The organism is Ralstonia mojiangensis (assembly GCF_023955645.1).
GTDB classification, from domain to species: Bacteria; Pseudomonadota; Gammaproteobacteria; order Burkholderiales; family Burkholderiaceae; genus Ralstonia; species Ralstonia mojiangensis.
Map to the genome: position 1 here is coordinate 227,363 of NZ_JAMXHU010000001.1, position 17,736 is coordinate 245,098.

A 17,736-nucleotide genomic window follows, 5' to 3' on the forward strand; every position below is an offset into this window, starting at 1 on the left:
TTAGAGCCGGTTGTCTTCGGTCGGGTACTCGTGCCAGTGCAGCTTTTTGCGCAGCGTGGCGTAGTAGTTGTACCCGATCGGGTGCAGCAGCCGCACCGTGCGTTCCGAGCGGCGCACCACGATGCGGTCACCGGGTAGCAAGGACGTGAGCGACTGCATGTCGAAGTTGACGCTGGCATCGCGCCCGCTGGTGACCTGAATGACCACCTCCGCGTCTTGCGGAATGACGATCGGGCGGTTCGACAGCGAGTGCGGGGCGATGGGCACCAGCACCAGACCCGAGAGCGCCGGATGCAGGATCGGCCCGCCTGCGGACAGCGCATACGCCGTCGAGCCCGTGGGGGTGGAAACGATCAAGCCGTCCGAACGCTGGTTGTACATGAAGAAGCCGTCGACCGACACGGCCAGTTCCACCATGCCCGAGGTGCCCGAGCGGTTGACCACCACGTCGTTGAAGGCGAGGGCGGAGAAGATGATTTCGTCGTCGCGCACGACCTGGGCCTGCAGCAGCGTGCGGGTTTCGGCCTCGTAGCGGCCGGACAACATGTCGGGCAGCACGGTGTGCACGTCGTCGAACGGGATGTCGGTCATGAAGCCGAGACGCCCGTGGTTGACGCCGATCACGGGGACGCTGGCACCGGCCAGGTGGCGCCCGATGCCGAGCAGCGTGCCGTCACCGCCGAGCACGACGGCCACATCGGCGTGGCGCGCCATCTCTTCGGGCGGCAGGGCAGGGTAATCCTGGACGCCGATGTTGAGCGCCGTTTCGCGCTCGAACACGATGTCATGCCCGCGCGCGGCAATGCACGACGCCAGTTCCATGAGGGGGCCGGCAATGTTGGCGGCCGAATACCGGCCGACCAGCGCAACGGTCTTGAAAGGCGAAACAGGCGAAGACGAGGCGGCGGGAGCTTGCGGGGCCACGGCAGACGGGGGAATCGACATGCGCGCATTACACCATATCGATATGACCGTCGCCACGTCAGCGCGTGTTTAGTGGAGAAACGCCGACATCACCCGTAGATTGGCCCCGATTTTGCGTAAAATTGAGGAATCATGGACAAGCGCGCCACCATCCTCCTCAAGACCCTGATCGAACGGTATATCGCCGAGGGCCAGCCCGTGGGCTCGCGCACCTTGTCGAAGTATTCAGGGCTCGATCTTTCGCCGGCCACCATCCGCAATGTGATGTCCGACCTCGAGGAGATGGGCTTCATCGCCAGCCCGCACACCTCGGCCGGACGCGTGCCGACGCCGCGCGGCTACCGCCTCTTTGTCGATACGATGTTGACGGCCAGCCCGTTGGATGTGCTAAGCACGCAGGACCGCATGGCGCAGCAGATGGTGGGTGCGATTGCAGAGCAGGTACGCACGCAACTGGCGTCGCATGGGTCGGAATCGTCGCAGCGGGTGATTGCGGCGGCGGCGCAGACCTTGTCCAACCTCTCGCAGTTTGCCGGCATCGTGATGACGCCGCGTCGCACACATACGTTCCGGCAGATCGAATTCCTGAGGTTGTCGGAGTCCCGCATCCTGCTGATCGTCGTCACGCCCGAAGGCGACGTCCAGAACCGCATCATCCATACCGATACGCCTTACACCCCGTCGCAATTGGTGGAAGCGGCCAACTACATCAACGCGCATTACGGCGGCCAGACGTTCGATGCGGTGCGCGAAAGCCTGCGCGGCGAGCTGTCTGCGCTGCAGGCCGATATGACCGCTCTGATGCAGGCGGCCGTGGAGGCGGGCAGCAGCGCGGCGTCGGAGGAAGAACCGGTCGTCATCTCGGGCGAGCGCAAGTTGCTGGATGTAGAGGACCTGTCTTCGTCCATGGACAAGCTGCGCCGGCTCTTTGCCGTGTTCGAGCAGAAGACTGGCCTGCTGCAACTGCTGGACGTATCGAGCCGTGCCGAGGGCGTGCAGATATTCATCGGCGGCGAAAGCAGCCTTGTGCCGCACGAAGACATGGCCGTCATCACCGCGCCCTACGAGGTGGACGGCAAGATCGTCGGCACGCTGGGCGTGATTGGGCCGATGCGCATGGCGTATGAGCGCGTGATCCCCATTGTGGATATCACGGCCAAGCTGCTGTCCAGCACGCTCAGCCAGTATTGAGGCAGGGCGGCCTGCGGCGGGCGAAGCGGCCCGCCAATGTCTCAGGCCGAGAATTGCTCAAACGCCGCCAGCGCATGCGTGGCGTACATCATCGAAGGGCCACCTCCCATATAGACGGCTGTTCCCAGTACCTCTTCCAGTTCAGCGCGGGTTGTGCCGAGTTTGACCAGCGCTTGGACATGGAAGCCGATGCAGTCGTCGCAGCGGCTGGCGATGGCGATTCCCAGCGCCACCAGTTCTCGCGTCTTCTTGCTCAGTGCACCGTCTTTTGTGCCGGCCGCCGCCAGTTGGCTGAACGCAGCCATCAGCTCTGGCTGCGATTCGCGCAAGTTGCGCATGTGCGCAGACACATCTTTGACCACGCTTTTGAATTCGGGCATGCCGCTCATGACAGTGCTCTCCTGGGCCGGGTGTGGAGTGTGGGAGTAGCGGGCAGGGCGTATTGGAGCAACCTGCCGCGCATCCTTTCCCTTTCGAGCATTCTCGTCCGCACCTAGGGACAAGGTCATGATGTAGCGCAACGAGGCGCTCAGAAACTGCCCGTGAACTGATACCGCCCGCCTGGGTGCCACATCGTCGCCACCGAGGCGACCTGGCCCTGCGACAGCGTCTTCCGCCGCAGCATCAGGCAGGGCTCACGCACGTCCATGTGCAGCATCTCCGCAATCTCGCGGGTGGGCAGGCGCGCCTCGATGCCGTAATCCACACCCTGCAACGGGGCGGCACGCATCAGGTAGGCGTTTGGCGTGGTCTGCGTGAAATCCTGCTCCATGTATTCGGGCGCCAACGCCGCGTTCACCCAACGGTCTTCCACCTGGATCGGCAGGTCGTTTTCGAAGTGCACGATCAGTGAATGAAACAGCACGCGGCCTGCCGGCACGCCAAACGAAGCCGCCATTGCTTCGTTGGCGCGGGCGCGCTCCAACTTGTGCAGTTCGGCGCGATGCTGATGACCGCGCGCTGCAATTTCCTCGGCGATGTTGCGGATGGCCACCAGCGTCGCCTGGTATTTCTGCTGCGCGACGAACGTTCCCAACCCCTGCACGCGCGTGAGGATCTGCTCGGCGGTCAGCTCGCGCAGCGCCCGGTTGACCGTCATGCGCGACACGCCAAAGGTCTGCGCGAGCGTGGTCTCCCCCGGAATCATTTCGCCTTCTTGCCACTCGCCGCTGCGGATGCGCATGAGGATGTCTTCCTTGATGCGCTGGAAGGCCGGGGTGCTGGCGGACGGGTCATGTGGCATGGACGTGGCTTGCGGTGCGGTTTGGGCGGCCGATGTGATGTGCGGATGGCGGCCATCATCAGGGTTTGCTCTTAGCTTGTAAAGTTTTCTTGCCTAAGTTGTATATACAACATAAGATGCGCTCCATGACAAAGGAGTTCGCAGGAGACCTCACATGAACGCCCCGACCAACGCTGCCCACCTGACCAACGACCCCCGCTACGACGCCTCACGTGAAATCCGCGCCCCGCGTGGCACCGAGCTGCACTGCAAGAGCTGGCTGACCGAAGCGGCGTATCGCATGCTCCAGAACAATCTCGACCCGGACGTGGCCGAGAACCCCAAGCACCTCGTTGTCTACGGCGGCATTGGTCGTGCCGCACGCGACTGGGCCTGCTTCGACAAGATCCTGGAAACGCTGCGCGAGCTGAACGACGACGAATCGCTGCTCGTGCAATCGGGCAAACCGGTGGGTGTGTTCAAGACCCATCCGGATGCGCCGCGCGTCTTGATCGCCAACTCCAACCTCGTGCCGAAGTGGGCGAACTGGGAACACTTCAACGAGCTGGATCGCAAGGGCCTGTTCATGTACGGCCAGATGACTGCCGGCAGCTGGATCTACATCGGCAGCCAGGGCATCGTGCAAGGCACGTACGAGACGTTTGCCGAGGCCGGTCGTCAACATTACGACGGCAAGCTGGCTGGCCGCTGGATTCTCACGGCGGGCCTGGGCGGCATGGGTGGCGCGCAGCCGCTGGCGGCCACGCTGGCCGGCGCGGTGTCGCTGAACATCGAGTGCCAGCAATCGAGCATCGATTTCCGTCTGCGTACGCGCTACCTCGACAAGCAGGCCAAGGACATCGACGACGCATTCAACCTGATTCGCCACCATTGCGAGCGCGGCGAGGCTGTGTCCATTGGGCTGCTCGGCAATGCGGCGGAAATCCTGCCGGAGCTGGTCAAGCGTGCCCGCGCCGGCGGCCTGAAGCCGGATCTGGTGACCGACCAGACCTCGGCACATGATCTGGTCAACGGCTACCTGCCGGTTGGCTGGACGGTCGAGCAATGGCGTGCTGCGCAACGCGATCCGTCGCAGCACGCCCGCCTGACCGACGAGGCCGCGAAGTCCTGCGCCGTGCACGTGCAGGCCATGCTCGATTTCCAGGCCATGGGCATTCCGACCGTCGACTACGGCAACAACATCCGCCAGGTCGCGTTCGACCAGGGCGTGAAAAGCGCCTTCGACTTCCCAGGCTTCGTGCCGGCCTACATCCGTCCGCTGTTCTGCGAGGGCAAGGGCCCGTTCCGCTGGGTGGCACTATCGGGCGATCCGGAAGACATCTACAAGACCGACGCGAAGATCAAGGAACTCTTCCCGCACAACACGCACGTGCATCGCTGGCTCGACATGGCGCGTGACCGCATCGCCTTCCAAGGGTTGCCCGCACGCATCTGCTGGCTGGGCCTGGGCGAGCGTCACCTGGCCGGTCTGGCTTTCAACGAGATGGTCAAGAATGGCGAGTTGAAGGCGCCGATTGTGATAGGCCGCGATCACCTCGACACCGGCTCCGTGGCGAGCCCCAACCGCGAAACCGAAGCCATGCGCGACGGCACCGACGCCGTGTCGGACTGGCCACTGCTCAACGCGCTACTCAACACGGCCGGCGGCGCGACGTGGGTGTCGCTGCACCACGGCGGCGGTGTCGGCATGGGCTATTCGCAGCACTCGGGCGTTGTCATCGTGGCCGACGGTACCGACGCTGCGGCAAAGCGCCTGGGCCGTGTGCTCGTCAACGATTCCGGCTCGGGCGTCATGCGCCATGCCGATGCCGGTTACGAAACCGCCATCGCCTGCGCCAAGCGCAACGGTTTGAACCTGCCGATGATCGGCTAAGTTAAAGACATCCTCTCGCATTGCTATGAACACCATGACCACGCCCCCCATCGTCACGCTGCAGCCGGGCGAAATGTCCTTTGCCGACCTGCGCCGCATCTGGCTCGCGCCCACGCCTGTAGCGCTGTCGGGCGATTGCGCGGCCGCCATCGAAGCGTCTGCGGCTACCGTGCAGGCCATCGTTGCCAAGGGCGACCCGGCCTACGGCATCAACACCGGTTTCGGCCTGCTGGCCAAGACGCAGATCCCCACGCACGAACTGGAGCGCCTGCAACGCAACCTGATCCTGTCGCACGCCGTCGGCACCGGTGAAGACCTGAGCGACAACGTGGCGCGACTGGTCCTGCTGATGAAGGCAGCGAGCCTGGCGCGCGGCTATTCGGGCGTGCGCCGTGTCGTGATCGACACGCTGCTGGCACTGCTGAACGCCGGCATCGTGCCGTGCATTCCGTCCAAGGGTTCGGTGGGCGCGTCTGGCGATCTGGCACCCCTGGCGCACATGACGCTGGCGCTGCTGGGCGAGGGCGACGTGCGCGTGAATGGCGTGCGCACGCCGGCACGTGAGGCACTGGCTGCGGCCGGGATCGAGCCGATTGCGCTGGCCGCCAAGGAGGGCTTGGCACTCATCAACGGCACGCAGGTGTCGACCGCGCTGGCGCTCAACGGCCTGTTCCTGGCCGAGCGTCTGCTGCAAGCTGCCACCGTGTCGGGTGCGTTGTCGGTGGATGCCGCCAAGGGCAGCGATGCGCCGTTCGATCCGCGCGTGCACGCGGTGCGTGGCCAAGCCGGGCAGATTGCCACGGCCGCGGTGTACCGCAACCTGCTGGCCGGCAGTGCCATCCGCCAGTCGCACCTCGTGGGCGATAAGCGCGTGCAAGATCCGTATAGCCTGCGCTGCCAGCCGCAAGTCATGGGCGCGTGTTTCGACCTGATCCGTCAGGCCGGCGCCACGCTGCTCACCGAAGCCAACGCGGTGACCGACAACCCGTTGGTTTACGCTGACGCCGGTGAAGTCATCTCGGGCGGTAACTTCCACGCCGAGCCGGTGGCGTTTGCCGCCGACATGCTCGCGCTGGCGATTGCCGAGATTGGTGCGCTGTCGGAGCGCCGCATCGCGCTGCTGATCGATTCCACGCTGTCTGGCCTGCCGCCGTTCCTGGTCGAGCAACCGGGCCTGAACTCGGGCTTCATGATCGCGCACGTCACTGCGGCTGCGCTGGCTTCGGAAAACAAGACGTTTGCCCACCCGGCCAGCGTTGACAGCCTGCCGACTTCCGCCAACCAGGAAGACCACGTCAGCATGGCGACCTTTGCCGGCCGCCGTCTGCAGGACATGGCAGAGAACACTGCCACCATCGTCGGTATCGAAGCGCTGGCGGCAGCGCAAGGCATTGACTTCCACAAGCCGCTGGCGACGTCCGACACGCTGCAGAAAGCGCATGGCTGCATCCGCGCGCGCGTGGCGTACTACGGTGAAGATCGCCTGTTCGCCCCGGACATCGAAGGCGCCCGCCGCCTCGTGCTCGACGGTGATCTGGGCGATTCGTGCCGCGCGCACGTCGGCGAACTCGCACTCGTCTGACCATGCTCGCCCAAGCCGAACCGAACGTCTGGCAAGGCCGCGTCGATGCGGAAGAAGGCCCGCTGGGCTTGCGTTGGCACCAGACCGTGCGCCGTATCGATGCATCGACGCCGCTGGCCAACACCGTCGCCCTGGCGGGCTTTGCCTGCGATGCGGGTGTCGCACGCAATCACGGGCGAACCGGTGCACAGGCGGGCCCCGCCGCCATCCGCAAGATGCTCGCGAACTTGCCCGCGCGTGCCGGCCGTGTGGTCGTCGACGCGGGTGACGTGACTTGCCAGGGCGATGCGCTGGAAGACGCGCAGAGCGAATTGTCCGGTGTGCTGCTTGATCTGCTCGACCGCGGCGCATTTCCGATCGCGCTCGGCGGCGGGCACGAGATCGCATGGGCTTCGTTCGGTGGCTTGGCGCGGCATCTGGCGGCGAAATCCGACCAGCCCCCGCGCATCGGCATTCTCAACCTTGACGCGCATTTCGATTTGCGCGCCGGCGAGCGCGGCAGCTCGGGCACGCCATTCCGCCAGATCGCCGAAGACTGCGCGCGGCGCGGCTGGCCGTTCCACTACGCCTGCCTGGGCGTGAGCACCTACGCCAATACCGAAGCACTGTTCGCGCGTGCGCGCCAGCTCGGCGTGCGCTGGATGCACGACGACGAGATGGACGTCATGCAACTCGCCCACGTGCTGAAGGTGGTGGAGGTGTTCCTGAGCCAGGTCGATCACGTTTATTTGACGATGTGTCTGGACGTGCTGCCGGCCGCGGTGGCCCCGGGCGTAAGCGCGCCGTCCGCACGCGGCGTGGGGATGGACGTGATCGAGCCCATCGTCGATCGCGTGGTCAGCTCGGGCAAGCTGCGGCTGGCGGATGTGGCGGAACTGAACCCGTCGCTCGACATCGACAACCACACGGCACGTGTTGCTGCCCGTCTCGTGGCGCGCGTTGCAGACGGCATTGGCCTGCAGGGAGCCGCACATGACTGATCCGGCCAACCCGCACTGGGACGCGCTCTGGACCAACGTCCACCTCGCCACGCTCGCCGCTGATGCCGACGGCTACGGCGAGATTCGCGACGGCGCCATCGCTGTCAAGGACGGGCGCATTGCGTGGCTTGGCTACCGCGTCGATCTGCCTGCCAATGCCCGCGCGACAAGCGAGCACGATGGCGGCGGCGCGTGGCTCACGCCCGGCCTGATCGATTGCCACACGCACCTCGTCTACGCCGGCAACCGCAGCAATGAATTCGAAGCGCGCCTGAACGGCGTGCCGTACGAAGAGATCGCGCGGGCGGGCGGGGGCATCCTCTCCACCGTGCGCGCCACGCGTGCGGCCAGCGAAGACGCGTTGGCCGAAGCCAGTCTGCCACGCCTGAATGCACTGCGCGCCGAAGGTGTCACCACCGTCGAAATAAAGTCGGGCTACGGCCTGAACCTGGAAACCGAGCGTCGTATGCTGCGGGTTGCGCGCCGCTTCGGCCAGGCGTTGCCGGTGCGCGTGCGGACAACGTTCCTCGGTGCGCATGCCGTGCCGCCTGAATTCGCCGGCCGCGCGGATGACTACATCGATCACCTTTGCGCCGATGTGCTGCCCGCGCTCGCTGCAGAAGGTCTCGTCGATGCCGTCGACGCCTTCTGCGAAACCATCGGTTTTACGCCCGCACAGACGGCGCGTATGTTCGATGCCGCGCAGCGCCTGGGCCTGCCGGTAAAGTTGCACGCCGAGCAGCTCTCCGATCAGGGTGGCGCGGCATTGGTCGCACGCTACGGTGGCCTTTCTGCGGATCACCTCGAATGTCTGACCGATGCAGGTGTTGCCGCCATGGCGCAAGCCGGCACGGTGGCCGTGCTGCTGCCCGGTGCGTTCTACTGCCTGCGCGAGACGCGCCTGCCGCCGATGGCCGCGCTGCGCGCCGCCGGTGTGCCTATGGCCGTGTCCACCGACTGCAACCCTGGCACATCGCCGCTGTCGTCGCTGCTGCTGGCGATGAACATGGCCTGCACGCTGTTCCGCCTGACGCCGCTGGAAGCGCTGACCGGCGCCACGCGTCATGCTGCCGCAGCCCTGGGCCTGTCCGGCACGTGTGGCGTGCTGGCCCCGGGCTGTGCGGCCGATTTCGCCCTGTGGCGCATCGACCGGCCCGCCGATCTGGCGTATGCGATGGGGCTCAACCCGTGTGTGGGCGTGGTCAAGGATGGGGTGGCGGTATAGAAGCAGACGCTCAACGGTGTGCAGATTCGCGCAGCGTTGAGCGGTCCAGCCATTGCCGTCGCTCAACGTCGCTTTGACTGCGTAGCTGAGTTGCGCGAGTCGACCGGCTTATTCTTCAGCTTCTCCTGCTCTGCGATTCCGTTGCGTACACGGGCGAGGGCCGCATTGACGTCTGCATCCGGTCTCGTCAACGCAGCATCCACCTGTTGGTATTTCACCAGGGCTGCATCGAGGTGACCACTGACCTCATCGCACACGGCAAGGTTGTATTGGAGCGCAAAGCTGGATGGGTTGGCGCGCGCCAAGTCCGCCCATTGCGGGCATGCACGGTCAAATCGTCCAGCGTTCGCAAATTCCAGGCTTCCCTTGAAGTTCTCAACCGACTGCGGGCTGACGCCGTCCGTACTGCTTTGGAATTTCACGAGTACGTTCCTTTCGTACGGCGCCACATCTTCCCGGGCCTGCTGAAAGGCATTGGCGGCGGCCTTGGTTACCAGAACTTGTTCGGGATCGTCCGTCGCCTGGTCGTCGCATCGATACGAACTTGCCAAACCAATCTTGGTATCGCTGTAGACGACGGTGCCACGCGCGACTTCAACCAGTCGCGGGGTCAGCTCAAATCGGGCGGTTTTTGTCGTGCAGCGAATCTGCCTTGTATAACACTTCCCGTCCTTTGGGCAGACGGAGCGTGGCTCGGTGGAGTACTTGTATGCAACCGGCAAAATGATGGCCGAACCACCATATAGCGCTTCGGCGCCGGTGAGACGTCCAATCTTTGCGGCTGTGCGGGGATCGACAAGCCCGCTGCGCTGCAGTGCGAGTTCGCCAATTACATTCAGCAATTGCGTCCGATCGACGATCGTGAAATAGGGCTTCTGCTCGTACCGCACGGAAGCCAGCATGCTTTCAAAGTCGATGGTGGCCTTCGCCCCGGCGTCACCATCGAACGGCAGCACGGCTACGCGGCGATATTTGGCTGCCTCGGTTTTTGCTGCAAACTGCATCGACACGGGCGCCGTATTGCTTGCACATCCGAACAACGCCAACGGCGCAATCAGCAGAAGCATACGAGCTGTTTTTGTTACTCCCATAAATCACCTTATTTTTGTTTATTGAACTCTAGGGTCGACAGAGTGGTGGATTGCATCGCGGTCGTTTGGCGAAGCCGTTCATTCTTCTCGAACACTGTGAGGCCGCCGTCACTCGACTCGCGAGTGTAGCCGACGCGGTTGCACCTATTACGCTGCTTGAGTACCGGATTGCTTGCCAAGAGGAACGCAATACTTCGGCTCGTATAATCGACCGCTTATCCGCGCCCTCGCGTTCCCCGCGCCCATGCCTTTTCTGCCCGAACCCCTCTTCCAGCACGGTCAGCCCGATCGCACGGCGATCCTGCTCGTCAACCTCGGTACGCCCGACGGCACGTCGCCGCGCGAGGTGGGCCGCTATTTGCGTCAGTTCCTGTCGGACCCACGCGTGGTCGAGATTCCGCGCGCCGCATGGTGGTTCATCCTCAACGTGCTGATCGTGCCGCTGCGTTCGCGGGCGTCGGCGCACAAGTACGAAAGCATCTGGCTGCGTGAGGCCAACAAGACGGGGTCGCCCCTGCTCGTCTATAGCGAGCGGCAGGCGCATGCGCTGCAGCAGTTGCTGAACGCTCAGGGCCACGATGTGGTGGTTGCCTGCGCGATGCGTTACGGCAATCCGTCGATCCCCTCGGTCATGCAGGCGCTGCGCAAGCAGGGCGTCGAGCGCATCCTCGTGTTGCCGATGTATCCGCAGTATTCCGGCACCACCACTGCGACTGCCTTCGATGAGGTCTTCCGCGTGCTGGGCGAAATGCGCAATCAGCCGGAGTTGCGACTGGTCAAGCATTTTCACGATGACCCCGCTTACATCAATGCGCTGCACCAGCAGGTGGGGGCGTATTGGGCACAGCATGGCGCGCCCGATTTTGCGCACGGCGACAAACTGTTGCTGTCGTTCCATGGCGTGCCGCGGCGTACGTTGGAGTTGGGCGATCCCTACCACTGCGAATGCCTGAAGACAGGCCGCTTGCTGGGCGAAGCGCTCGGCCTGCAGCCGGGGCAGTACCTGGTCACGTTCCAGTCACGCTTTGGGCGCGCCGAATGGCTACAGCCGTACACCGCGCCCACGCTGGAAGAACTTGGCCGCGTCGGCACCAACCGCGTCGACGTGTTTTGCCCGGGCTTTCCGGCCGATTGCCTGGAGACGCTGGAAGAGATCGCCATGGAAGGGCAGTCGACCTTCCGCGTCGCCGGCGGCAAGGAATTCCATTACATCCCGTGCCTGAATGACAGCGAAGCGTGGATCGCCGGCATTGCAGACATTGGGCTGGCGCATCTTCAGGGCTGGCCGCTCACGCTGACGCATCCGCATGTGCTGGAAGCCAGCCGCACGCGTGCACAGAGCAAGGGGGCGGCCGCATGAAAGTGAGCACCGACGCAGCTGGTCGTGTGCGCATCGACAAATGGCTGTGGGCCGCGCGCTTCTTTAAGACACGCTCGCAGGCGACAGATGCGGTGGAGAGGGGGCGCGTCCAGATCAACGACCAGCCGGTTCGCCCCGCCAAGGATGTCAAAATTGGTGATCACGTGCGAGTGCACGCGCATGAGCAGCAGTGGGAGGTGGAGGTGTTGGCGCTGGCCGAAGTACGCGGCCCGGCCTCCGTTGCACAGACGCTCTACGCCGAGACGGACACCAGTCGCTTAAAACGCGAAGAGAACGCCGACAAACGCCGGCTGTATCGAGAACCCGCCACACAAATTGCTGGCCGACCAACTAAGCGAGACCGACGGCGCATCGACAAACTCGGCGGAGAGTGACCGGAGAGTGGGGTATACCGCGCGAGTGTGTGCTAACTTAATACGCTCAAGCCGCGCGGCATCTGCTGCATCTGCGCAGGCTTGATGATGTAGTGCTTGAAGAATGCCTTGCCGCTACCGTACTCCGTATAACGCGGTGTGACGGCCCCAGACAGGCAAATGAACGTTGTGGCTGCGGTCAGGGTCAACAGCAGGAGCACGGTCAGAACGGGCAGCTTGTTGTGCATGGTACGAACCCTCAAAGAAGCTCGCGCCCCCCAGTTTTTTCTTGCATCATAGGCGGCCCATAAGGGCCCCGCAATTGCTGTGCCGTTGCAGTCTGATGAAAGTTGTAACCCCATATTTCGTGATGCACGGCGCACAGTTGTCGCGCATCCGGCGCCCTTGAAAAGCGCGCCAAATGCCCAATAACGGGGACAAATCGTTTGTAAAAATCCAGCGGATCGTCTTCAGGCACATGCCGTGCGTCGATTCCCTTTTATCCAGCGCTATGAAACACACTCCGGACACCCCCTCGAACTCGGACATGCCAGCGGACACCCAAGCCACCCAGCCGAACCAGTCGGCGACGGGCCAGGCGGCCCACGCTTATTCGAGCCAGGCTCAGCGCGCAAGCGCCGACGCCCAGGCTGTCGCCGGTGACGAAGCCGCCGTGGCAGAAGCCGTGGCCGACATGGATATCGCTGAACTGCGCCGTCAGCTGGAAGCCGCTGAAGAAAAGGCGCGCCAGAATTACGAAAACTGGGCGCGCGCCACGGCCGAAGGCGAGAACATCCGCCGCCGTGGTCAGGACGATGTGGCGAAGGCCCACAAGTTCGCAATCGAAGGTTTTGCGGAATACCTGCTGCCGGTAATGGACAGCCTTCAGGCCGCTTTGGCCGACACGTCGGGCGACGCCACCAAGCTGCGTGAGGGCGTTGAACTTACGCTCAAGCAGCTTTACGCCGCGTTCGAAAAGGGGCGTGTGACCGAGCTGAACCCCGTGGGTGAAAAGTTCGATCCGCATCGCCATCAAGCCATCTCGATGGTGCCCGCTGATCAGGAAGCCAATACAGTGGTGGCGGTGCTTCAGCGCGGCTACACGCTGGCCGACCGCGTGCTGCGCCCCGCGCTCGTGACGGTGGCGGCGCCCAAGTAAGCTGACGCCCTGTGATCCTCCAGAACACCACCACTTCGCAAGACGCCAACGGCGCGATCCCGGTCGATAAGACCGCGTTCGCGGCGTTTGGCATGCGCGAGGTGAACACCGAGACCTTCGACGCGGCCATTGCGGCGGCGGGCGATGCGCTCGTGTGCGTATTCTTCTGGGGCGTGGATTGCTTCAACTGCGAGATGGCCAAGAAAGCCATGCTCGCGCAACCGGCCGCTGTGCGTGAGCATGAGCTGAACTGGCTCCATGCCAACGTCTACGCACACCCGGAATTGGGCCAGCGCTTTGGCCTGCATGGCATTCCGGTGTTCATGTTCTTCCATCGTGGCAAGAAGCTAGGCCGGGCGACCGGTTGGCATGGCCACGCGCAGTTTGCCGCCGCCGTTGCCAATGCGCGCAACAAGCTGGCGGGCAAGCCGCTGATCTGAGGCAGCGACCATCATGACGTCGATGCCGATGGTTGCGGCCTTCCTTATCGTTTCGTCCGTCCGTGCCGTGCGCCGCAAGCGTGTGGCGCGCACCTCGCCGCGCGCCGCCCAGGCGATGACCGCGGCCCTTGCCGCCGCCCGGCGGTTGTTCTAGTGCCCCTGCGGCACGTTGCCGCCGGGCTCTCTTCACTCCCACCAGAAGTTTCAGTTTCGTATCACCGCCGGCCGGCCTGTGTGCCCGCTGGTTTTCTTGCCGCTGCGTTGCATTGGCCCAGAAGGCTATGGGCAGCGGCTTTGCCTAGTGTTGAACATTGACCTGTAGGAGATCGTCATGTCCAAAGCAGCCGCCATCTACCTGACTGAGCTGGACCTCACCCGCCTGGAAAACGCCGCCACCCGCGCGGGCAGCAACTCGCCGCTGGCCGATCTGGTCGACGACCTGATTACTCGTGCCAACGTGGTGCCCGGCAACAAGATTCCCGCCGATGTGGTGACCATGAACTCCGTCGTCTGCGTGGTGGATGAAGCCGGCGCCGAACAAGAGTGGACGCTCGTCTACCCGGAGGAGGCCAACGTGACGTCAGCAAAGCTGTCGGTGCTCTCGCCAATGGGCGCTGCGCTGCTGGGCGCGCGGGCGGGCAAGTCGGTCAAATACTCGGCGCCCAATGGTGCCGAGCGTTCCTTGCGCATCGATCGCGTTGCGTTCCAGCCCGAGGCCAGTGGCCAGCACACCCTGTAAGCCGGCCGCGTCCTATCGCGAGAGGCTGTACCCGACACGCAACTGCGAGCCCAGCTTGTGGTTGTAGTCGAGCAGGCTCTCGCCGTAGCCGGTGAAATACTGAACGAATAGGTAGCCGGCCGTGCCGGTGAAGATCCGGCTCATCGGATACGTCAATTGCGCGTCGACGCTGCCATAGGCTTTGCGGGTGCCCTTGCGTAGCGTGGCGGCCAATTCCCAGCCGTTGGGGGCACCGTAGGACACGCGGAAATCCCCAAAACCACGGTAGTGCGCGATGTCCGTGTTGCCGGTGCGCGTGAGGTACGCGTACAGCTTCGGCTCGAACTTCCAGTGGTAATCGTTCAGGTCACCAAAGTGGAACGTCGGGCGCACGAACACGGTGTTGATGGCGCGTGAGGCGTCGCCGTCACGGCCGTTCGATTCGTGCTCGATGCCCCCCGCGAACGACAGCCGCGTAAGGGCGCCGCCGTGGATGCCCGTATCGGGGCGGTAATAGAACACGCTCGGCCGGTAGTTGGTATCGCGGAACGGCGCCGATTCCTTGCCCACATCCCAGAGCGAGAACTGCGTATAACCGAAGTACACGTTATCCAGCGGCGCTGCCGATGCCGGATTCTCTGGCTGAAAGATCCGAAATTTGAAGCTCAACTGGAACTTGGCGTTCAGGCCCCCGTGCGCGCCCACGGCGGCGAACATGGGTTCGTGGAAAGTCAGGCGTGCGGTTTCTTCGGGCGGGCGGGATGCCTCGCCGTTGCCGGCCACCATCAGGGGAGTGGGCTCTGTAGCGGCTGCGTTGGCAGCGGGCGCATTCGGATTGGTGCCCAGCGCACCTCCGGGGCGGGTCGCTTCGGCTGCTGCGTTGCGGGCGGCGCCGGTGGGGGCTCCATCGGCAGCAATCTGCGGGGCGTCCGCGCCGCGCACGAGCGTCACCAGAACGGGCGCGGCATCCAGATCCGGCACATCGATCCGAACTGTGCCGCGCAGCACCTCGGGCAGCGTGCCGGTGTAGGCGACGGTGTGGACCTGGCCCGGGCGCAGGTGCAGGGTTTCAGCGCCGGCATTATGTCGATCGAGAATCACTTCTACCGGGCCCTGCAGGTCAGCGCTGGCCGTTACGCGTAGCTTGGCCGGCACGGCATAGCTGCGCTGGGCGGCATCGCCCGAAATGACGAGGGTCAGGGTGAAGGGCTGGTTGGCGTTGACGCGGCGGGAGGGCTGGAGCAGGGCAACGGCGGCATCGGCAGAGGGCACGGCGCATGCGGCAAGCAGAGCAGCGCCAAGAATGGATCGGAGAGGATGCAAAGGCATGGGCGCAAAAGCCGGGTTGGAGTCCGGCGAGTGGCAATGCGCGCAAGGGTAACACCCACGCCTTTTGTGCCGGGTTGGCGGCGGTGGGCGTTCGAAACGGACGTTTTTGCCCGGTAGCGCACGTTTTCGGGTGCTTTCCCAAGAAAAACCGGCCAAAATGCTCAACTTTTCAAAATTCGGCCTTGAAAAGCCGGACGGCACTCCCACATCCGATCCAAGTTTGTATTCAGTGCAGTCCTGACACCAGATTCGAGGAGCAAGAACATGGGCAAAATCATCGGTATCGACCTTGGTACCACCAACAGCTGCGTCGCCATCATGGAGGGCAACACCCCCAAGGTGATCGAGAACGCAGAAGGCGCTCGCACCACCCCGTCGATCATCGCCTACATGGAAGACGGCGAGATCCTGGTCGGTGCCCCGGCCAAGCGCCAGGCGGTGACCAACCCGAAGAACACGCTGTACGCCGTCAAGCGTCTGATCGGCCGCAAGTTTGAAGAGAAGGAAGTCCAGAAGGACATCGGCCTGATGCCGTACACCATCACCAAGGCCGACAACGGCGACGCCTGGGTGGAAGTGCGCGGCCAGAAGCTGGCACCGCCGCAAATTTCGGCTGAAACCCTGCGCAAGATGAAGAAGACCGCCGAGGATTACCTGGGCGAGGAAGTGACCGAAGCCGTGATCACGGTGCCGGCATACTTCAACGATTCGCAGCGCCAAGCCACCAAGGATGCCGGCCGCATCGCCGGTCTGGACGTCAAGCGCATCATCAACGAGCCGACCGCGGCTGCGCTGGCATTCGGCTTGGACAAGAACGAGAAGGGCGACCGCAAGATCGCCGTGTATGACCTCGGCGGCGGTACGTTCGACATCTCGATCATCGAGATTGCCGATGTGGACGGCGAGAAGCAGTTCGAAGTGCTGTCGACCAACGGCGATACGTTCCTAGGCGGCGAAGACTTCGACCAGCGCATCATCGATTACATCATCGGCGAGTTCAAGAAGGAGCAGGGTGTCGACCTGTCGAAGGATGTGCTCGCGCTGCAACGCCTGAAGGAAGCCGCTGAAAAGGCCAAGATCGAGCTGTCGAGCACGCAACAGACTGAAATCAACCTGCCGTACATCACGGCTGATGCCTCGGGTCCGAAACACTTGAACCTGAAGATCACGCGCGCCAAGTTGGAAGCGCTGGTCGAAGACCTGATCGCCCGTACGATCGATCCGTGCCGCACCGCCATCAAGGATGCCGGCGTGAAGGTGTCGGACATCCATGACGTGATCCTGGTCGGCGGCATGACGCGTATGCCGAAGGTGCAGGAGAAGGTGAAGGAGTTCTTCGGCAAGGAAGCCCGCAAGGACGTGAACCCGGACGAGGCTGTTGCCGTGGGCGCCGCCATCCAGGGTCAGGTGCTGGGCGGTGACCGTACCGACGTGCTGCTGCTGGACGTGACGCCGCTGTCGCTGGGCATCGAAACGCTGGGTGGCGTGATGACCAAGATGATCGGCAAGAACACGACCATCCCGACCAAGTTCTCGCAGACGTTCTCGACCGCCGACGACAACCAGCCGGCCGTGACGATCAAGGTCTACCAGGGCGAGCGTGAGATGGCCTCCGGCAACAAGATGCTGGGCGAATTCAACCTTGAGGGCATTCCGCCGGCACCGCGCGGCACGCCGCAGATTGAAGTGTCGTTCGACATCGACGCCAACGGCATTTTGCACGTGGGCGCCAAGGACAAGGCGACCGGCAAGGAAAACAAGATCACGATCAAGGCAAGCTCCGGCCTGTCGGAAGCCGAGATCGAGCGCATGGTGAAGGACGCCGAGGCCAACGCCGAGGAAGACAAGAAGCTGCGCGAACTGGTCGACTCCCGTAACCAGGGTGAAGCGCTGGTGCACTCGACCAAGAAGGCACTGGGCGAGTACGGCGACAAGCTGGAAGCTGGCGAGAAGGACAAGATCGAAGCCGCGATCAAGGAACTTGAAGAGACCCTGAAGGGGACCGACAAGGCCGCGATTGACGCCAAGACCGAAGCGCTGGCAACCGCCTCGCAGAAGCTCGGCGAGAAGGTCTACGCTGACATGCAAGCCAAGGGCGAAGCCGGCGGTGCTGAACAAGCCGCTGCTGGCGCCCAAGCTGGCGCGCAAGCCGGACAAGGCGCACCGCACGACGATAACGTCGTCGACGCCGAGTTCAAGGAAGTGAACGACAAGAAGTAAGCCAACTCGTCCGCCAGGCGGACGTTG

The 17,736-nt window shown here is 63.7% G+C and carries 18 protein-coding genes; 12 read left to right on the forward strand and 6 right to left on the reverse strand.

Annotated elements, in window-relative coordinates:
- Positions 1 to 945 (reverse strand): NAD kinase, encoded by a 945-nt coding sequence (locus NG898_RS01005; RefSeq protein WP_252690721.1) that lies wholly within the window; start codon positions 943 to 945, stop codon positions 1 to 3.
- A 111-nt stretch (positions 946 to 1,056) separates the two neighbouring features.
- On the opposite strand from NG898_RS01005, the gene hrcA reads away from it, so the two are divergent.
- Positions 1,057 to 2,115: a heat-inducible transcriptional repressor HrcA gene (gene hrcA, locus NG898_RS01010; RefSeq protein WP_092972501.1), complete on the forward strand. Its 1,059-nt coding sequence runs from the start codon at positions 1,057 to 1,059 to the stop codon at positions 2,113 to 2,115.
- Between the two features lie 41 nt (positions 2,116 to 2,156).
- Here hrcA and NG898_RS01015 read toward each other — a convergent pair whose 3' ends face one another.
- Positions 2,157 to 2,504, reverse strand: a complete 348-nt coding sequence (locus NG898_RS01015; protein ID WP_092972502.1) for a carboxymuconolactone decarboxylase family protein — start codon at positions 2,502 to 2,504, stop codon at positions 2,157 to 2,159.
- Positions 2,505 to 2,644: 140 nt separating this feature from the next.
- Complete coding sequence (hutC, locus tag NG898_RS01020) at positions 2,645 to 3,358, reverse strand: histidine utilization repressor (protein WP_252690722.1); 714 nt, start codon at positions 3,356 to 3,358, stop codon at positions 2,645 to 2,647.
- 154 nt (positions 3,359 to 3,512) lie between these two features.
- On the opposite strand from hutC, the gene hutU reads away from it, so the two are divergent.
- Genes hutU through hutI form a run of 4 tightly spaced genes read left to right on the forward strand, consistent with a single transcriptional unit; the run spans position 3,513 to position 9,018 of the window.
- On the forward strand, positions 3,513 to 5,231 hold the full coding sequence (gene hutU / locus NG898_RS01025; RefSeq protein ID WP_252690723.1) for a urocanate hydratase: 1,719 nt from the start codon (positions 3,513 to 3,515) through the stop codon (positions 5,229 to 5,231).
- A 25-nt stretch (positions 5,232 to 5,256) separates the two neighbouring features.
- Positions 5,257 to 6,813 carry a histidine ammonia-lyase gene (hutH, locus tag NG898_RS01030; RefSeq protein WP_252690724.1) on the forward strand — a complete coding sequence of 519 codons (1,557 nt, stop codon included), beginning with the start codon at positions 5,257 to 5,259 and terminating at the stop codon, positions 6,811 to 6,813.
- A gap of 2 nt (positions 6,814 to 6,815) precedes the next feature.
- On the forward strand, positions 6,816 to 7,793 hold the full coding sequence (hutG, locus tag NG898_RS01035) for a formimidoylglutamase (RefSeq protein ID WP_252690725.1): 978 nt from the start codon (positions 6,816 to 6,818) through the stop codon (positions 7,791 to 7,793).
- Entirely contained in the window at positions 7,786 to 9,018 is a 1,233-nt protein-coding gene (gene hutI / locus NG898_RS01040; RefSeq protein ID WP_252690726.1) for an imidazolonepropionase, read from the forward strand. Before hutG ends, hutI begins: the two co-directional genes overlap by 8 nt.
- Positions 9,019 to 9,080: 62 nt before the next feature.
- On the opposite strand, the gene NG898_RS01045 is transcribed toward hutI, so the two are convergent.
- Entirely contained in the window at positions 9,081 to 10,085 is a 1,005-nt protein-coding gene (locus tag NG898_RS01045; RefSeq protein ID WP_252690727.1) for a CsgG/HfaB family protein, read from the reverse strand.
- Positions 10,086 to 10,353: 268 nt separating this feature from the next.
- Here NG898_RS01045 and hemH point away from each other — a divergent pair, with 268 nt between their 5' ends.
- Both hemH and NG898_RS01055 read left to right on the forward strand, forming a co-directional pair.
- Positions 10,354 to 11,469: a ferrochelatase gene (hemH, locus tag NG898_RS01050; protein WP_252690728.1), complete on the forward strand. Its 1,116-nt coding sequence runs from the start codon at positions 10,354 to 10,356 to the stop codon at positions 11,467 to 11,469.
- Entirely contained in the window at positions 11,466 to 11,864 is a 399-nt protein-coding gene (locus NG898_RS01055; RefSeq protein ID WP_252690729.1) for an RNA-binding S4 domain-containing protein, read from the forward strand. The genes hemH and NG898_RS01055 overlap by 4 nt, the downstream gene beginning before the upstream one ends.
- A 32-nt stretch (positions 11,865 to 11,896) precedes the next feature.
- Here NG898_RS01055 and NG898_RS01060 read toward each other — a convergent pair whose 3' ends face one another.
- Positions 11,897 to 12,091, reverse strand: a complete 195-nt coding sequence (locus tag NG898_RS01060; protein ID WP_045202657.1) for a hypothetical protein — start codon at positions 12,089 to 12,091, stop codon at positions 11,897 to 11,899.
- A 263-nt stretch (positions 12,092 to 12,354) separates the two neighbouring features.
- On the opposite strand from NG898_RS01060, the gene grpE reads away from it, so the two are divergent.
- The 4 genes from grpE (at position 12,355) to rnk (ending at position 14,181) form a co-directional block, all read left to right on the forward strand.
- A complete protein-coding gene (gene grpE, locus NG898_RS01065; RefSeq protein WP_092972517.1) occupies positions 12,355 to 13,002 on the forward strand; it encodes a nucleotide exchange factor GrpE in 648 nt (215 codons plus the stop codon).
- A 14-nt stretch (positions 13,003 to 13,016) separates the two neighbouring features.
- On the forward strand, positions 13,017 to 13,442 hold the full coding sequence (locus NG898_RS01070) for a thioredoxin family protein (RefSeq protein ID WP_252691595.1): 426 nt from the start codon (positions 13,017 to 13,019) through the stop codon (positions 13,440 to 13,442).
- 13 nt (positions 13,443 to 13,455) lie between these two features.
- Positions 13,456 to 13,596, forward strand: a complete 141-nt coding sequence (locus NG898_RS01075) for a hypothetical protein (RefSeq protein WP_252690730.1) — start codon at positions 13,456 to 13,458, stop codon at positions 13,594 to 13,596.
- A 177-nt stretch (positions 13,597 to 13,773) separates the two neighbouring features.
- Positions 13,774 to 14,181, forward strand: a complete 408-nt coding sequence (gene rnk, locus NG898_RS01080; RefSeq protein ID WP_252690731.1) for a nucleoside diphosphate kinase regulator — start codon at positions 13,774 to 13,776, stop codon at positions 14,179 to 14,181.
- Between the two features lie 12 nt (positions 14,182 to 14,193).
- Here the strand turns inward: rnk and NG898_RS01085 are convergent, their stop codons facing one another.
- The gene (locus tag NG898_RS01085) at positions 14,194 to 15,489 is read right to left on the reverse strand and encodes a phospholipase A (protein WP_252690732.1); all 1,296 of its coding nucleotides are present in this window, start codon (positions 15,487 to 15,489) and stop codon (positions 14,194 to 14,196) included.
- A 264-nt stretch (positions 15,490 to 15,753) separates the two neighbouring features.
- On the opposite strand from NG898_RS01085, the gene dnaK reads away from it, so the two are divergent.
- A complete protein-coding gene (dnaK, locus tag NG898_RS01090; protein ID WP_232040917.1) occupies positions 15,754 to 17,709 on the forward strand; it encodes a molecular chaperone DnaK in 1,956 nt (651 codons plus the stop codon).
- Positions 17,710 to 17,736: the final 27 nt, after the last annotated feature.

Coding starts and splice junctions, on each gene's coding strand:
- hutH (WP_252690724.1), top strand. CDS start 5,257: ATGAACACCATGACCACGCCCCCCATCGTCACGCTGCAGCCGGGCGAA.
- hrcA (WP_092972501.1), top strand. CDS start 1,057: ATGGACAAGCGCGCCACCATCCTCCTCAAGACCCTGATCGAACGGTAT.
- NG898_RS01055 (WP_252690729.1), top strand. CDS start 11,466: ATGAAAGTGAGCACCGACGCAGCTGGTCGTGTGCGCATCGACAAATGG.
- hutU (WP_252690723.1), top strand. CDS start 3,513: ATGAACGCCCCGACCAACGCTGCCCACCTGACCAACGACCCCCGCTAC.
- NG898_RS01045 (WP_252690727.1), bottom strand. CDS start 10,085: ATGCTTCTGCTGATTGCGCCGTTGGCGTTGTTCGGATGTGCAAGCAAT.
- hemH (WP_252690728.1), top strand. CDS start 10,354: ATGCCTTTTCTGCCCGAACCCCTCTTCCAGCACGGTCAGCCCGATCGC.
- NG898_RS01005 (WP_252690721.1), bottom strand. CDS start 945: ATGTCGATTCCCCCGTCTGCCGTGGCCCCGCAAGCTCCCGCCGCCTCG.
- grpE (WP_092972517.1), top strand. CDS start 12,355: ATGAAACACACTCCGGACACCCCCTCGAACTCGGACATGCCAGCGGAC.
- hutG (WP_252690725.1), top strand. CDS start 6,816: ATGCTCGCCCAAGCCGAACCGAACGTCTGGCAAGGCCGCGTCGATGCG.
- NG898_RS01015 (WP_092972502.1), bottom strand. CDS start 2,504: ATGAGCGGCATGCCCGAATTCAAAAGCGTGGTCAAAGATGTGTCTGCG.
- NG898_RS01060 (WP_045202657.1), bottom strand. CDS start 12,091: ATGCACAACAAGCTGCCCGTTCTGACCGTGCTCCTGCTGTTGACCCTG.
- NG898_RS01085 (WP_252690732.1), bottom strand. CDS start 15,489: ATGCCTTTGCATCCTCTCCGATCCATTCTTGGCGCTGCTCTGCTTGCC.
- NG898_RS01075 (WP_252690730.1), top strand. CDS start 13,456: ATGACGTCGATGCCGATGGTTGCGGCCTTCCTTATCGTTTCGTCCGTC.
- rnk (WP_252690731.1), top strand. CDS start 13,774: ATGTCCAAAGCAGCCGCCATCTACCTGACTGAGCTGGACCTCACCCGC.
- dnaK (WP_232040917.1), top strand. CDS start 15,754: ATGGGCAAAATCATCGGTATCGACCTTGGTACCACCAACAGCTGCGTC.
- hutI (WP_252690726.1), top strand. CDS start 7,786: ATGACTGATCCGGCCAACCCGCACTGGGACGCGCTCTGGACCAACGTC.
- hutC (WP_252690722.1), bottom strand. CDS start 3,358: ATGCCACATGACCCGTCCGCCAGCACCCCGGCCTTCCAGCGCATCAAG.